This is a genomic window from Streptomyces malaysiense, assembly GCF_000980885.2.
Lineage (GTDB): Bacteria > Actinomycetota > Actinomycetes > Streptomycetales > Streptomycetaceae > Streptomyces > Streptomyces malaysiense.
The window spans coordinates 101,368-114,854 of record NZ_LBDA02000047.1 but is presented as its reverse complement, the minus strand read 5'-3'; the positions used below and the strand labels follow the sequence as shown (position 1 = coordinate 114,854).

Below are 13,487 nucleotides of genomic sequence, written 5' to 3'. Positions count from 1 at the left end.
CCCACAATGACCCGGTGAACGACCTCGCTCCCCTCCTCACCCCCGAAGGCCGGGCCCTCCTCGAAGAGGTCCGCGGCACCGCCCCGGCCGATGAACTCGCCGTCGCCACCCGGCTGCGCCGCGACCACCCCGCCGACCTGGTGTCGGCCGCGCTCGGCCAGGCCCGGCTGCGGCAGCGCGCGGCGGCCAAGTTCGCGGCTGCGGACGCGGAGCGGATGTTTTTCACGCCGAACGGGGTCGAGCAGTCGACCCGGGCGAGCGTGGCGGCGTACCGGGCGCGGCGGCTGACCGATCTCGGGGTGGCCTCGGTGGCGGACCTGTGCTGCGGGATCGGCGGGGACGCCATCGCGCTGGCGCGGGCCGGGATCCGGGTGCTCGCCGTGGACCGGGACCCGCTGACGGCGGCCGTGGCGCGGGCGAACGCGGAGGCCCTCGGCCTCACCGGCCTGATGGAGGTCCGGGAGGCCGATGTCACGGAGGTGGACACCGCCGGGTACGACGCGGTGTTCGTGGATCCCGCGCGGCGGGGCGGGCAATCAGGAAGGGGCGCGCGAAGCGCGTCGATGAGGGGTGGTGGCCGGGTGACGGGCGGGCGGATCTTCGACCCCGAGGCGTACTCGCCGCCACTGTCCTGGGCCGTGGACGCCGCGCGCCGGGCACCGCACGCCGCGCTGAAGATCGCCCCCGGCATCCCGCACGAGGCGGTGCCGCCGGAGGCCGAGGCGGAGTGGATCTCGGACGGCGGCGATGTGAAGGAGGCGGTGCTCTGGTTCGGGACCGGGGCGCCGGGCGCGGTGCGCGCCACCCTGCTGCCCGGCCCGCGCACCCTGCTCGGGCGGGGCCTGCCGGATCCCGCGGTGCGGCCCGTGGGGCGGTACCTGTACGAGCCGGACGGCGCCGTGATCCGCGCGCATCTGGTCGCCGAGGTGGCCGAGGAGGTCGGCGGCGGACTGATCGACGCGACCATCGCCTACGTCACCGCCGACGGACTGCACCCGACCCCGTACGCCACCCCCTACGAGATCACCGACCGGCTCCCCTTCAACCTGAAGAGGCTGAAGGCCCTGCTGCGCGAGCGCGAGGTCGGGACGCTGACCGTGAAGAAGCGCGGCTCCGCGGTCGAGCCGGAGGAGCTGCGGCGCAAGGTCAAACCGCAGGGTCCGAACGCGGCGACCGTGTTCCTCACCCGGGTCGCGGGGGCGCCGACGATGCTGGTCGGCGGTCCCGCCCGGCCACCCGAGGGCCCCTGACCTGACGGTCAGCGCAGGGACGCCCACAGATTCCCGGCGTCCGGCTCCTTCGCGATCACCCGGTTGGGGTCCGAGGGCGCCGTGACGACCGGCATCATCACGGTCCGCACGTGGTCCGCGCTCAGCCCCTTCAGGCTCTCGCCCAGCTCGGTCAGCTCGCTCAGGGAGTCGAGGCCGGTGTCGGTGGTGAGGCTCTTGGTCACCGTGTCGGCGACCGTGTAGAGCCTGGCCGGGTCGGTGAGCAGGTCGGTGCCGGATATTCGCTCCAGCAGGGCCTTTACCAGCAGCTGCTGGAGACCTATCCGGCCGAGGTCGCTGCCGTCGCCGATGCCGTGCCGGGTGCGGGCGAGGGCCAGCGCCTGCTTGCCGCCGAGGTGATGGGCTCCGGCCGCCAGGTGGAGGTGGCTCTTGTCGTCGTCGATGTCCTGGCTCGTGGTGACGTCGACCCCGCCGAGCGCGTCGACCAGCCTGGCGAAGCCGGAGAAGTCGATCTCGACGAAGTGGTCCATGCGCACCCCGGTGATCGACTCGACCGTCTTGACCGCGCACACCGGACCGCCCACCGAGAAGGCGCTGTTGAACATGGAGCCGTACGCCACCGCCGTCGAGCCCCCGTGCGGCAGCGGGCAGGAGGGGCGGGTGACGAGGGTGTCGCGCGGGATGCTGACCACGGTGGCGCGGGTGCGGCCCGCGTCGAGGTGCACCACCATCGCGGTGTCCGAACGGGCGCCCGAACTGTCTCCGCCGCCCAGCGCCTTGTCGGCCTTGCCGCTGCGCGAGTCCGAGCCCAGTACCAGGATGTTCAGCGAGCCGGCCGGCAGCGGGGCGGCCGCCGCCGTCGGGGCGCTCGGGGAGGGCGCGGTCACCGCGTGCGCGGGGCGGTCGTCGCCGAGCGCCGTGTCGATGTCGACGCCCTTGATGTTGTGGTTGAGATGCCAGTAGGCGTAGCCGGCCGTGGCCGCGCCCGTCACCAGGGCCGCCGCCAGGGTGAGCCCGGCGATCCGCAGCACTCTCGAACGCCGGCCGTGCTCCTCGTATCGCGTCACGGCAGGAACGTAAGTCCGAATTATTAGGGGACTGTTAGCGGAAGCCGCACGAAGGGGTTTTCTTCCGAAATTCTCATCGCCGGCGGTCCGGCGCCACCCCCTCGAAAGTTTCGGTCACACAGTGCCCGCGGGCACCTCCGCCGTGCTGGAGCGCACCACGAGGCTGGTCGCCAGCTCCAGCCGGGTGGCCGCGCGTTCCTCGTGCGCGCCGCCCAGTTCGAGCACCAGGCGGGCCGCGGCCTCGGCCATCTCGGTCAGCGGCTGCCGCACGGTCGTCAGCGGCGGGCCCACCCAGCGGGCCACCGGCAGGTCGTCGAAGCCGACCACGCTGACGTCCTCCGGGATGCGCAGCCCCAGCTCGCGCGCGGCCTCGTACAGGCCCACGGCCTGGAGGTCGTTGCCCGCGAAGACCGCGGTCGGCCGGTCCGGGCGGCGCAGCAGTTCCATGCCCAGGCGGTAGCCGGCGTCGTGGTGGAAGTCCCCGGCCAGGATCAGGGAGGGGTCGACGGGCAGCCCGGCCGTCTCCAGGGCGGCTCGGTAGCCGTCGATGCGGGCGCGGCTGCACATCATCCGGGACGGGCCGCTGATCGCGCCGATCCGGGTGTGGCCCAGCTCGACCAGGTGCCGGGTGGCCGCGAGTCCACCCTGCCAGTTGGTGGCGCCGATGGACGGCACGTCCGGGCCCGGGTCGCCGGCCGGGTCGACCACCACGAACGGGATGGACCTGCTGGTCAGCAGCGCCTGCTGGGCGCCGTCCAGCTCGGACAGGACGAGGACCACCCCGTGCGGGCGGCGGGCGGCGACCTGGTCGGCCCAGGAGCGGCCGGGGGTGAGCCGCCCGGCGGACTCGGACAGCACCACGCTGAGCCCCGCCGACTGCGCCACGTTCTCCACGCCCCGGATGACCTCCATCGCCCAGGCGCTCTCCAGTTCGTGGAAGACCAGGTCGATCAGCGGCGAGCGGGAGGCCTCGGCACGCCTGCGCCGGTAGCCGTGGGCGCGCAGCAGCTCCTCGACGCGGGTGCGCGTCGAGGCCGCGACATCGGCTCTTCCGTTGAGGACCTTCGAAACAGTCGGAGCGGACACCCCGGCCTCGCGGGCGATCTCCGCGAGTGTCGCGGTCTGCGTTTCCACGGACTTCCCAGGCTTCATGCCGCGATCGTAATCCCTGCGCGACCCCTTGACGACGCACTTGTTCCGCCATACGTTCCCGGAACATTCGGAATCTCACTCGAAACATTGCGAGAGGCCAGGGTCATGGAGTCCACCACGTCCAACGGCGGGCGCACGTTCAGCAGGCGCTGGGTGCTCGGCGCCGGCGCCACCACACTCGTCGCCGCCGGCACCGCCGGACTCACGGCCTGCGGCTCCTCCGGGGGCTCGGGTGGCGGTGGCACCCTCACCGCGTTCGTGTACGGCGACGACGCGGCCAAGATCCAGGTCGCGGCCATCGACCGGTTCAACTCCTCGGCCGCCGCGAAGAAGGCCAAGGGCAGGATCAAGCTGGAGAAGGTGCCCGGTTCCGAGTACCCGGCGAAGCTGCGCACCGCGATGGGTTCCCCCAACGCGCCCGACGTCTTCTTCAACTGGGGCGGCGGCTCGATCAAGGCGTACCGGGACGCCGGGCAGCTGGTGGACCTCACCGACGCCATCAAGTCCGACCCGGTCCTCAAGAGCGGCTTCCTGCCCTCGGTGATCACGGCCGGCGGCATCGGCGGGCACGACTACGGCATACCCATGCGCGGCATGCAGCCCGTGATCCTCTTCTACAACAAGTCCCTCTTCGCCGAGCAGAAGCTCCAGCCGCCCACCACCTGGGACCAGTTGCTGGACATCAACACCAAGCTGAGAAAAGCCGGGATCACCCCGTTCGCGCTCGGCGGCGCGGACATCTGGCCCGAGCTGATGTGGCTGGAGTACCTGGTCGACCGCATCGGCGGGCCCCAGGTCTTCGACCGGATCAAGAACGGCGACGCCTCCGGCTGGGGCGACCCGGCCGTCCTCGAGGCCGCCCGGACGGTCAGGCAGCTCATCGACGACGGCGCCTTCGGCAAGGGCTTCAACTCGGTCGCCTACACCAACGGCGGCGCCCCCGCCGTGTTCGCCAAGGGCAAGGCCGCGATGCACCTGATGGGCTCGTGGGAGTACTCCACCCAGCTCGGCAAGTTCCCGGACTTCGCCCGCAAAAGCCTCGGCTGGACCGCGTTCCCGACCGTCGGGGGCGGCGCGGGCGACATCCGCAACGTCGTCGGCAACCCCACCAACTACTGGTCGGTCAACGCCCGTACGTCCAACAAGGACGCGGCGCTCGCCTTCCTGCGCGACTGCGCCTCCGAGACGTACGCCAAGGCGCTGATCGCCAACGGCGACATCCCGACCACGACCAACGCCGAGAAGCTGCTGGACGCCTCGCCGAACCCGGAGTTCGCCAAGTTCCAGTACAAGATGGTGCAGCAGGCCCCGGCGTTCACGCTGAGCTGGGACCAGGCCGTCGACCCGGACGTGTCGACGCCGATGCTCACCGAGGTCAACAAGCTGTTCGTCGGCAAGTCCACGCCGAGCCAGTTCGTCTCGGCCCTCCAGGGGCTGAAGTGAGCATCGGCGCGGCCGAGGGCGGACCGCGCCCCGGTACGGGCCGCCCCCGCCGGGGCACCGGGGCGAACGCGGGCCGCCCGCACGCCGCCCTGGCCCTGCCCGGCGTCCTGTTCTTCCTGTTCTTCGCGGCCCTCCCGATGGTGCTGGCCTTCTGCCTGTCCTTCACCGAGTGGAACGGCCTCGGCAACCCGCGGCCGGCCGGGCTCGCCAACTGGCGCAAGCTGTTCGACGACGACCGGCTCACCCGGTCCCTCACGGTCACCGTGCTGCTCACGGTGGTCAACTGGGCCTTCCAGACGGTGGTCTCGGTGCTGCTCGGCGTGTGGGCCGCGGGCCGCCAGCGCAACCGCGCGATCCTGTCGGCGATCTTCTTCGTGCCGTTCCTGCTGTCCTCGACGGCGATCTCGCTGCTGTTCTACGCCCTGCTCGACCCCAACTTCGGGATCATCCACGGCGAGACCCTCGGCTCCACCGACGGGGCCTTCCTCGCCATCGTGTTCGTCGGCGGCTGGCAGTTCATCCCCTTCCACACCCTCATCTACCAGGGCGGGGCCCGGCAGATCCCCGAGGTCCTCTACCAGGCGGCGGCCATCGACGGCGCGGGCCGCTACCGCCGGTTCCTCTCCATCACGCTGCCCCAGCTGCGCAACACGGCGACCACCTCGGGCGTGCTGATGGTCGTCGGCTCGCTCACCTACTTCGAGACCGTCCTGATCCTCACCCAGGGCGGCCCCGGCACCGACACGGCGATCCTGCCGTACCTGATGTACGAGGCCGGTTTCAAGAGCTACGACTTCGGCTACGCCAGCGCCATCGCCTCCTTCCTGGTGGTGGCCGCGACCGCGCTGTCGCTGCTGCTGGTGCGGCTGTCCGGCTTCGGCACGATGCGCAGTACCCGGGAAGGAATGTGACGAGGTGTCGCACGAGACGCTGCCCCGCCCCGTGAAGACCGGCGCCGCGCCCGCGGCCCGGCCGGACGGGCGCCGCCGCCGGCACTGGACCCGGCGGCCCGACCCGCTGGCCGGCCTCGGCTCGATCGTCTGGCTGACCGTCGTCATCGTGCCCGTCTACGCGATGATCACGGCCTCGCTCACCCCGCGGGACGAGGCGCTGGGCAACAACGCCCTGAAGCCGCCCGCCCGTCCGACACTGGCCAACTACAGCACCGTGCTGCACAGCGGGTTCTTCCACTATCTGTGGAACACCGTGCTGGCGGCGGTGGCCGTCGTGGCGATCGTGCTGGTGCTGTGCGTGCCGCTCGCCTACGTGGCCGTGCGCACCCGGGGCTTCTGGTCCGGGGCGGCCTTCCGGCTGTTCCTGCTCGGTGTCGCCATCCCGGCGCAGGCCGTCGTCGTACCGCTGTACCTGATGATCGCCAAGCTGAACCTCTACGACAGCCTGCTCGCGATCATCCTGCCGACGGCCGCGTTCGCCATGCCGGTGGCCATCCTGGTGCTCACCGGCAGCATCAGGGACATCTCCGAGGAGGTGTACGAGGCGATGGCCCTGGACGGCGCCTCGCCGCTGCGGATGCTGTTCCAGCTGGTCATCCCGATGTCCAAGGGCGGCATCAGCACCGTCGGGATCTACTCGGCGCTCCAGGCGTGGAACGGCTTCCTCTTCCCGCTGATCTTCACCCAGTCCGAGGGGCCGCGCGTACTGACCCTCGGGCTCTTCAACTACGTGAGCCAGTTCGGTGTGGACATCCCCGCCCTGCTCGCCTCGGTCGTCCTCTCCGGCATCCCGATCTTCGCCGTGTACCTGGTGGCCCGTCGCGCCCTGGTGGGCGGCCTGATGGGTGTGGGCGGCAAGTGACCGCCGCCCGCGCCCCCCTTCCCGACAGGAGTTTCATGAGCACCGCCCCCGGCGCCGCCCCCTGGCGCGACCCCGCCCTGCCCGCCGCCGTCCGCGTCGACGACCTCCTGGCCCGGATGACTCTGGAGGAGAAGACCGCCCAGCTGTACGGCATATGGGTGGGCGCGGCCACGGACGGCGACGGGGTCGCCCCGCTCCAGCGCGAGATGACCGCGGACCACGACTGGGACGAGCTGATCACCCTCGGCCTCGGCCAGTTGACCCGCTCCTTCGGCACCGCCCCCGTGGACCCGGCGCTGGGCGCGCGGGCACTGGCCCGCGCCCAGCGCCGGATCGCCGAGGCCGGCCGCTTCGGCATCCCGGCCGTCGCCCACGAGGAGTGCCTGGCGGGCTTCACCGCGTGGCAGGCGACCGCGTACCCGGTGCCACTGGCCTGGGGCGCGACCTTCGACCCCGCGCTCGTGGAGGAGCTGGGCGGACGCATCGGCGGCGATCTGCGCGCGGCCGGCGTCCACCAGGGCCTCGCGCCCGTCCTGGACGTGGTGCGGGATCTGCGCTGGGGCCGGGTGGAGGAGACCATCGGCGAGGACCCGTACCTCGTCGCCACCATCGGCACGGCGTACGTGCGGGGCCTGGAGTCGGCCGGGATCATCGCCACGCTCAAGCACTTCGCCGGATACGCGTCCTCGGCGGGCGCCCGCAACCTCGCACCGGTGCGGGCGGGCGTCCGCGAGCTGGCGGAGGTGACGCTGCCGCCGTTCGAGATGGCGCTGCGCGAGGGCGGCGCCCGCTCGGTGATGGCGGCCTACACCGAGACGGACGGCGTCCCGGCCTCGGCCGATCCCGGGCTGCTGACCGGACTCCTGCGCGAGGAATGGGGGTTCACCGGCACGGTCGTCGCCGACTACTTCGGCATCGGCTTCCTCCAGTCGCTGCACCGGGTGGCCGCGGACCCCGCCGAGGCCGCGCGCATCGCGCTGGAGGCGGGCATCGACGTCGAGCTGCCCACGCTGAGCTGCTACGGCAGGCCGCTGGTGGAGGCCGTGCGCGACGGGCGGGTCCCCGAGGCACTGGTGGACCGGGCCGCGCGCCGGGTGCTGCGCCAGAAGTGCGAGCTGGGCCTGCTGGACCCCGGCTGGACGCCGAGCACCGGTGCGGAGATCGACCTGGACTCGGCCGGCAACCGAGCGCTGGCCCGTCGGCTCGCCGAGGCGTCGGTGGTGTTGCTGGACAACCCCGAGGGGGTGCTGCCACTGGCCCCGGACGCGCGGATCGCGGTCGTCGGGCCCCGCGCGGCGGACGCGCTGGCGATGCTGGGCTGCTACTCCTTCCCGTCCCATGTGCTCACCCACCACCCCGAGGTGCCGCCGGGCATCGGCATCCCGACCGTGCTGGACGCCCTGCGGGCCGAACTCCCGGGCGCCGAGGTCGCGTTCGCGGCGGGCTGCGACGTCGTGGACCCGGACACCTCGGGCTTCGCCGAGGCGGTGGCGCGGACGTCCGGTTCCGACGTGTGCGTGGCGGTCCTCGGCGACCGGGCCGGGCTGTTCGGGCGCGGCACCTCGGGCGAGGGCTGCGACGCGGAGGACCTGCGACTGCCCGGCGCCCAGGCCGCGCTGCTGGACGCGCTGGTCGCGACCGGCGTCCCGGTGGTGCTCGTCCTGCTGACCGGGCGGCCGTACGCCCTGGGCCGCTGGCGGGGCCGGCTCGCCGCGGTCGTCCAGGCGTTCTTCCCCGGCGAGGAGGGCGGTCCGGCGCTCGCCGGGGTGCTGTCGGGCCGGGTGAACCCCTCCGGGCGGCTCCCGGTGAGCGTGCCGCGCCGGCCCGGCGGACAGCCCTGGACCTACCTCCAGCCCCCGCTCGGCCTGGCCGGCGAGGTCAGCAACCTGGACCCCACCCCGCTGTACCCGTTCGGGCACGGCGGTTCGTACACCACTTTCGCCTGGGCGGACTTCGAGGGGTCCGCGGCGGAGATCCCGACGGACGGCGGGTACGACCTCTCGGTGACGGTCCGCAACACGGGTGGGCGCGCGGGCGCCGAGGTGGTCCAGCTGTATCTGCACGACCCGGTGGCCTCGGTGACCCGCCCGGAGGTCCGTCTGATCGGCTACCGGCGGGTGGAGCTGTCCCCCGGCGAGTCCCGCCGCCTCACCTTCCGCTTCCACACCGACCTCTCCTCCTTCCCGGACCGCACGGGCACCCGGATCGTGGAGCCCGGCGAACTGGAGCTGCGCCTGGCCGCGTCGAGCGCGGACGTACGGCACCGGGCGCGGCTGCGGCTGACCGGGCCGGCGCGTCCGGTGGGCACCGAGCGGCGGCTGCGGTGCGAGGTGGCGGAGGTCTGACCTGCCGGGCCCGGTCCCCGCCGGGGCTCGAACCCCCGGCAAAGATCGGGTCCCGCTCGCCGCGCCTTCGACGGTGTCCGGGTGAGTCCTGGGACGGTCGTCGCTCACCCGGCACCGCCACAGGAGCACCGCTTTGACGACGACGCAGTCCCTCACGAGGAAGCTGCCCGAGGTCACACTCGCGTTCTGGATCATGAAGATCGCTGCGACGACCCTGGGCGAGACCGCGGGCGACCTGTTCTCCCAGACCCTGGGCCTCGGCTACTTCCTCACCACCGTCGCCCTGTTCACGCTCTTCGTGGTGACGCTGGTGATCCAGCTGCGCTCGGCGCACTACCAGCCGTTCTGCTACTGGACGGTGATCCTGTCGACCTCCATGGCCGGCACCACCCTGTCCGACTTCATGAACCGCGAGGCCGATCCGCGGTACCTGCCGGCCGGGCGGACGAGCCTGGGCTGGGGCCCGCAGGGGCTCGGCCTCGGTTATCCGGAGGGCGCCGCGATCCTCGTCTCGCTCCTGCTGCTGGTCTTCCTCGGCTGGAAGCTCAGCGGAACGACCTTCCGGATCACCGAGATCGTCTCCTTCCGGGGCGAGGCGCTGTTCTGGACGGCGATCCTCGTCTCCAACACGCTCGGCACCTCGATGGGCGACTTCCTCTCGGACAGCTCGGGCCTCGGCTATCTGGGCGGCGCCGCCCTGGTGACCGCTCTTCTCCTGGTCCTGGTCGCACTGGTGCGGGTGCCGGCCGTGCCGAACGTGCTGCTGTTCTGGATCGCCTTCGTACTGACCCGCCCGCTGGGCGCCACGGCCGGTGACCTGCTGACCAAGCCGGTCGCCAAGGGCGGGCTCGACCTGGGCACGGCCGGCGCCTCGGCGGTGCTGCTCATGGTGCTGTTCGGGCTGATGGCGTACCAGCAGGCAACGCGGACACCCCGCCTCCGGGACACCGGAGACGGGGTGTGAGTGGAGCGCCGGGCAGGCCTTGCACCTGCATCTCCCCGCAGGAAGCGGGACGTCTTTCCTTGGACCACCAACGCACCGCGTTCGTACCGGATTTCCGGCCGTTCGCTGTGTGATGATCATAGACCGATCGGCGTACCTTCCGCAAACTCGCCCGGATCGAACGGGACTCGGCCCGCCCCTACTCGGACGCGACCGCCTCGAAACGCCAGCGGTGCACGGCCCTGGTGACCAACCCGGGTTCCGGCTCCGGGAGTTCGGGCACCACCGCGTCGTACGGCTCCGCCCACCACGTGATGACCAGGACCCGGTCCCGCGGCGCGCGGAAGGTCTCGCGGCGCAACGGCTCCCGGTCGAGCCGCTGTTCGCGGGCCCAGGCGAGGAGTTCCCCGCCCCGGCCCTCGGCCGCGCGCGCCTCCCACATCAGCGCGACCGTCATGAGTAGAGGTTCTCCTTGCTGACCTCGTGCACATGGTCGTGGCCCGGCACGTGCGGATCGGTGACCGGCAGGGAGGAGTCGGCCGACAGGTCCCAGCCGGAGGCGGCCCGGCCCCGGGCGACCATCTCGGCGCCGAGGGCGGCCACCATCGCGCCGTTGTCCGTGCACAGCTTGGGACGCGGCACGCGCAGCCGGATGCCGGCCGCCTCGCAGCGCTCCTGGGCGAGGACGCGCAGCCGGGAGTTGGCCGCCACACCGCCGCCGATCATCAGGTGGTCGACACCCTCGTCCTTGCAGGCGCGCACGGCCTTGCGGGTGAGCACGTCCACCACGGCCTCCTGGAAGGAGGCGGCCACGTCGCGCACCGGGACCTCCTCGCCGGCCGCGCGCTTCGCCTCGATCCAGCGGGCCACGGCGGTCTTGAGGCCCGAGAAGGAGAAGTCGTACGCCGGGTCGCGCGGGCCGGTCAGACCGCGCGGGAAGCTGATCGCGCCCGGGTCGCCCTCCCTGGCGTACCGGTCGATGACCGGGCCGCCGGGGAAACCCAGGTTCAGCACGCGGGCGATCTTGTCGAAGGCCTCGCCGGCCGCGTCGTCGATGGTCGCGCCCATCGGCCGTACGTCGGAGGTGATGTCCGAGGAGAGCAGCAGCGAGGAGTGGCCGCCGGAGACCAGCAGCGCCATCGTCGGCTCGGGCAGCGGGCCGTGCTCCAGCTGGTCCACGCAGATGTGCGAGGCGAGGTGGTTGACGCCGTAGAGGGGCTTGCCGAGGGCGTAGGCGTACGCCTTGGCGGCGGAGACACCGACGAGGAGGGCGCCCGCGAGGCCGGGACCCGCGGTCACCGAGATGCCGTCGAGGTCCTTGGCGCTGACCCCGGCGTCCTTCAGGGCGCGGTCGATGGTCGGGACCATCGCCTCCAGGTGGGCCCGGGAGGCCACCTCGGGGACGACGCCGCCGAAGCGGGCGTGCTCGTCCACGCTGGAGGCGACGGCGTCGGCCAGCAGGGTGGTGCCGCGCACGATGCCGACGCCGGTCTCGTCGCAGGAGGTCTCGATGCCGAGGACGAGGGGTTCGTCAGCCATTGATCTCGGTTCCTTGAACAGATGCGGAAGGGTCGGTCAGGCGCATCACCAGGGCATCCACGTTCCCCGGCTGGTAGTAGCCGCGCCGGAACCCGATGGGGGCGAAGCCGAAGCGCTCGTACAGCTTCTGCGCGCGAATGTTGTCCACCCGGCATTCGAGCATCACCTCGTGGCACTCGAACGCGGTCGCCGCCCGCAGCAGATCGGTCAGCAGCCGTCCGCCGAGCCCCGAGCCCTGGAGGTCCCGGGAGACGGCGATGGTCTGGATGTCGGCGAGGTCGCCGGACGCGGCGAGGCCCGCGTAGCCGACGACCCGGCCGGTGCCGTCCTGGGCCACGACGTAGCGGCGGGTGGCGGCGGCGCCCCGGGAGTGGGCCAGCTCGGACCAGAACATGCCCCGGGACCAGGTGTCCTCCGGGAACAGGTCCCGCTCAAGCTCCAGGACCGGGTCGATGTCCCACCAGCGCATCTCGCGCAGTTCGACGGTCACTTCGGGGTGACCACCTTGTAGTTCTTGGGGACCTGGGCGTCCGGGCGGCGCAGGTACAGCGGCCTCGGCGGGGGCAGTTCCTCCCCGGCGGCCAGCCGCTCGGCGGCGAGCGCGGCCAGCGCGGCGGCGGACACGTGCTCGGGTTCACGGGCGACCGGGAACGTGTCCGGGTAGAGCAGGGCGCCCGCGCCGACCGCCGGGAGCCCGGCGACCCGCTCGGCGATGTCGGCCGGGCGGTCGACGGCCGGGCCGGTCAGCCGGGTGCGGGAGTCGGCGTACGTCGCCCAGTAGACCTCCTTGCGCCGGGCGTCGGTCGCCACGACGAAGGGGCCCTTGTCGATGTCGGCGGCGTAGGCGAGGCCGTCCAGGGTGCACACGCCGTGGACGGGGACGCCGAGCGCCAGGCCGAAGGTGTCGGCGGTCATCAGGCCGACGCGCAGCCCGGTGTAGGGGCCGGGTCCGGTGCCGGCGACGATCCCGGTGACCGCCTCCAGCTTGAGGCCGGCCTCGGTGAGGACCCGGTCGACGGCCGGCAGCAGCAGTTCCCCGTGCCGGCGCGCGTCCACCTGCTTAGACGAGGCGATGACGTCCGTGCCGTCGTGCAGGGCGACGGTGACGGCGGGCGTTGCGGTATCCAGAGCGAGCAAGAGCACGCGAACAGCCTACGGCGCCCGCGCCTCGCGCACGGCCGCCCGGGGCGGACCGTCACCGGCTGCTACGGTCTGTACGAAGTACGACATATCGCGCACGGCGGAGGTGGACGCAGGTGCCAGGGACCAGCTCGGGAATCGTGGCCGGCCTCACCGCGGCGGCCGTCGGCGTGGTCGGCTTCCTGGCCTACGAGGCGTACGCGACGGTGCCGGCGGGGCTGGGCGCCCGTCCCGCGGCGAACGGCTCGCCCGGCGGCCGGGCCGCGAAGGCGCCCCGGGACCGGCGTCACCCGACCGCCCTGCCGAGCGGTTCCGGCAAGGGTGAACGGGTGGTGTACTCGGTGGACGACGACCGCGTCTGGCTGGTCGGCGCCGGCAACCGGGTGCTGCGCACCTTCCGCGTCCGTCCCGGCACGGTGGACCCGCCCACCGGCACGTACTGGGTCACCTCCCGCTCCCACGCCGTCACCGGCACGGACGGCATCCCCGTCGAACACGTGGTCCGCTTCACCACGGTCGACGGCGTCACCATCGGCTTCTCCGCCCCCGTCTCTCCCGACGCCGTCCCGGCACCCGACGCGGGCACCAGGACGGGCGGTATCCGCGAGACACGCGCGGACGGCGAGGCCATGTGGGAATTCGCGACGATCGGCGAGCGGGTCATGGTGATCCGCTGAGGGGCACGGCGGGGAACGACGGCCGGCGGGGCCGGAGCTTCACAGGCCCCGCCCGGCCGACCGGACACGGGTGACCCCCCGGCGCTCCGCCGAAGCCGGTCTTCGAACCCTTGCCCGCAGGGCGACGCCGCGGGTCC

General features: G+C 72.7%; 13 protein-coding genes. 7 read left to right on the top strand and 6 right to left on the bottom strand.

Annotated elements, in window-relative coordinates:
- Positions 1–14: 14 nt before the first annotated feature.
- Positions 15–1,250, top strand: a complete 1,236-nt coding sequence (locus VT52_RS19745; RefSeq protein WP_046426841.1) for a THUMP-like domain-containing protein — start codon at positions 15–17, stop codon at positions 1,248–1,250.
- An 8-nt stretch (positions 1,251–1,258) separates the two neighbouring features.
- Here the strand turns inward: VT52_RS19745 and VT52_RS19740 are convergent, their stop codons facing one another.
- Positions 1,259–2,296 carry an LCP family protein gene (locus VT52_RS19740; protein WP_476756025.1) on the bottom strand — a complete coding sequence of 346 codons (1,038 nt, stop codon included), beginning with the start codon at positions 2,294–2,296 and terminating at the stop codon, positions 1,259–1,261.
- Positions 2,297–2,410: 114 nt separating this feature from the next.
- On the bottom strand, positions 2,411–3,448 hold the full coding sequence (locus tag VT52_RS19735) for a LacI family DNA-binding transcriptional regulator (protein ID WP_046426826.1): 1,038 nt from the start codon (positions 3,446–3,448) through the stop codon (positions 2,411–2,413).
- A gap of 105 nt (positions 3,449–3,553) precedes the next feature.
- On the opposite strand from VT52_RS19735, the gene VT52_RS19730 reads away from it, so the two are divergent.
- The 5 genes from VT52_RS19730 (at position 3,554) to VT52_RS19710 (ending at position 10,015) form a co-directional block, all read left to right on the top strand.
- On the top strand, positions 3,554–4,891 hold the full coding sequence (locus VT52_RS19730) for an ABC transporter substrate-binding protein (protein WP_046426827.1): 1,338 nt from the start codon (positions 3,554–3,556) through the stop codon (positions 4,889–4,891).
- Positions 4,892–4,986: 95 nt separating this feature from the next.
- Complete coding sequence (locus tag VT52_RS19725; protein ID WP_206306563.1) at positions 4,987–5,802, top strand: carbohydrate ABC transporter permease; 816 nt, start codon at positions 4,987–4,989, stop codon at positions 5,800–5,802.
- Between the two features lie 4 nt (positions 5,803–5,806).
- Positions 5,807–6,706, top strand: coding sequence for a carbohydrate ABC transporter permease (locus VT52_RS19720; protein ID WP_079175132.1), 900 nt, complete (start codon positions 5,807–5,809; stop codon positions 6,704–6,706).
- Between the two features lie 35 nt (positions 6,707–6,741).
- Positions 6,742–9,051 carry a beta-xylosidase/alpha-l-arabinosidase gene (locus VT52_RS19715; protein ID WP_046426828.1) on the top strand — a complete coding sequence of 770 codons (2,310 nt, stop codon included), beginning with the start codon at positions 6,742–6,744 and terminating at the stop codon, positions 9,049–9,051.
- 133 nt (positions 9,052–9,184) lie between these two features.
- Positions 9,185–10,015, top strand: a complete 831-nt coding sequence (locus VT52_RS19710; RefSeq protein ID WP_046426829.1) for a COG4705 family protein — start codon at positions 9,185–9,187, stop codon at positions 10,013–10,015.
- A 178-nt stretch (positions 10,016–10,193) separates the two neighbouring features.
- Here VT52_RS19710 and VT52_RS19700 read toward each other — a convergent pair whose 3' ends face one another.
- From VT52_RS19700 to tsaB, 4 genes are read right to left on the bottom strand one after another with little or no spacing between them, the layout of a single operon-like run.
- Positions 10,194–10,451 (bottom strand): hypothetical protein, encoded by a 258-nt coding sequence (locus tag VT52_RS19700; RefSeq protein ID WP_046426831.1) that lies wholly within the window; start codon positions 10,449–10,451, stop codon positions 10,194–10,196.
- Positions 10,448–11,533: a tRNA (adenosine(37)-N6)-threonylcarbamoyltransferase complex transferase subunit TsaD gene (gene tsaD / locus VT52_RS19695; RefSeq protein WP_046426832.1), complete on the bottom strand. Its 1,086-nt coding sequence runs from the start codon at positions 11,531–11,533 to the stop codon at positions 10,448–10,450. Before tsaD ends, VT52_RS19700 begins: the two co-directional genes overlap by 4 nt.
- A complete protein-coding gene (rimI, locus tag VT52_RS19690; protein ID WP_046426851.1) occupies positions 11,526–12,002 on the bottom strand; it encodes a ribosomal protein S18-alanine N-acetyltransferase in 477 nt (158 codons plus the stop codon). The genes tsaD and rimI overlap by 8 nt, the downstream gene beginning before the upstream one ends.
- 17 nt (positions 12,003–12,019) lie before the next feature.
- Positions 12,020–12,676 carry a tRNA (adenosine(37)-N6)-threonylcarbamoyltransferase complex dimerization subunit type 1 TsaB gene (tsaB, locus tag VT52_RS19685; RefSeq protein ID WP_046426833.1) on the bottom strand — a complete coding sequence of 219 codons (657 nt, stop codon included), beginning with the start codon at positions 12,674–12,676 and terminating at the stop codon, positions 12,020–12,022.
- Positions 12,677–12,789: 113 nt separating this feature from the next.
- Between tsaB and VT52_RS19680 the strand changes: the two genes are divergently transcribed.
- Positions 12,790–13,350 carry a hypothetical protein gene (locus VT52_RS19680; protein WP_046426834.1) on the top strand — a complete coding sequence of 187 codons (561 nt, stop codon included), beginning with the start codon at positions 12,790–12,792 and terminating at the stop codon, positions 13,348–13,350.
- The last annotated feature ends 137 nt before the right edge of the window (positions 13,351–13,487 follow it).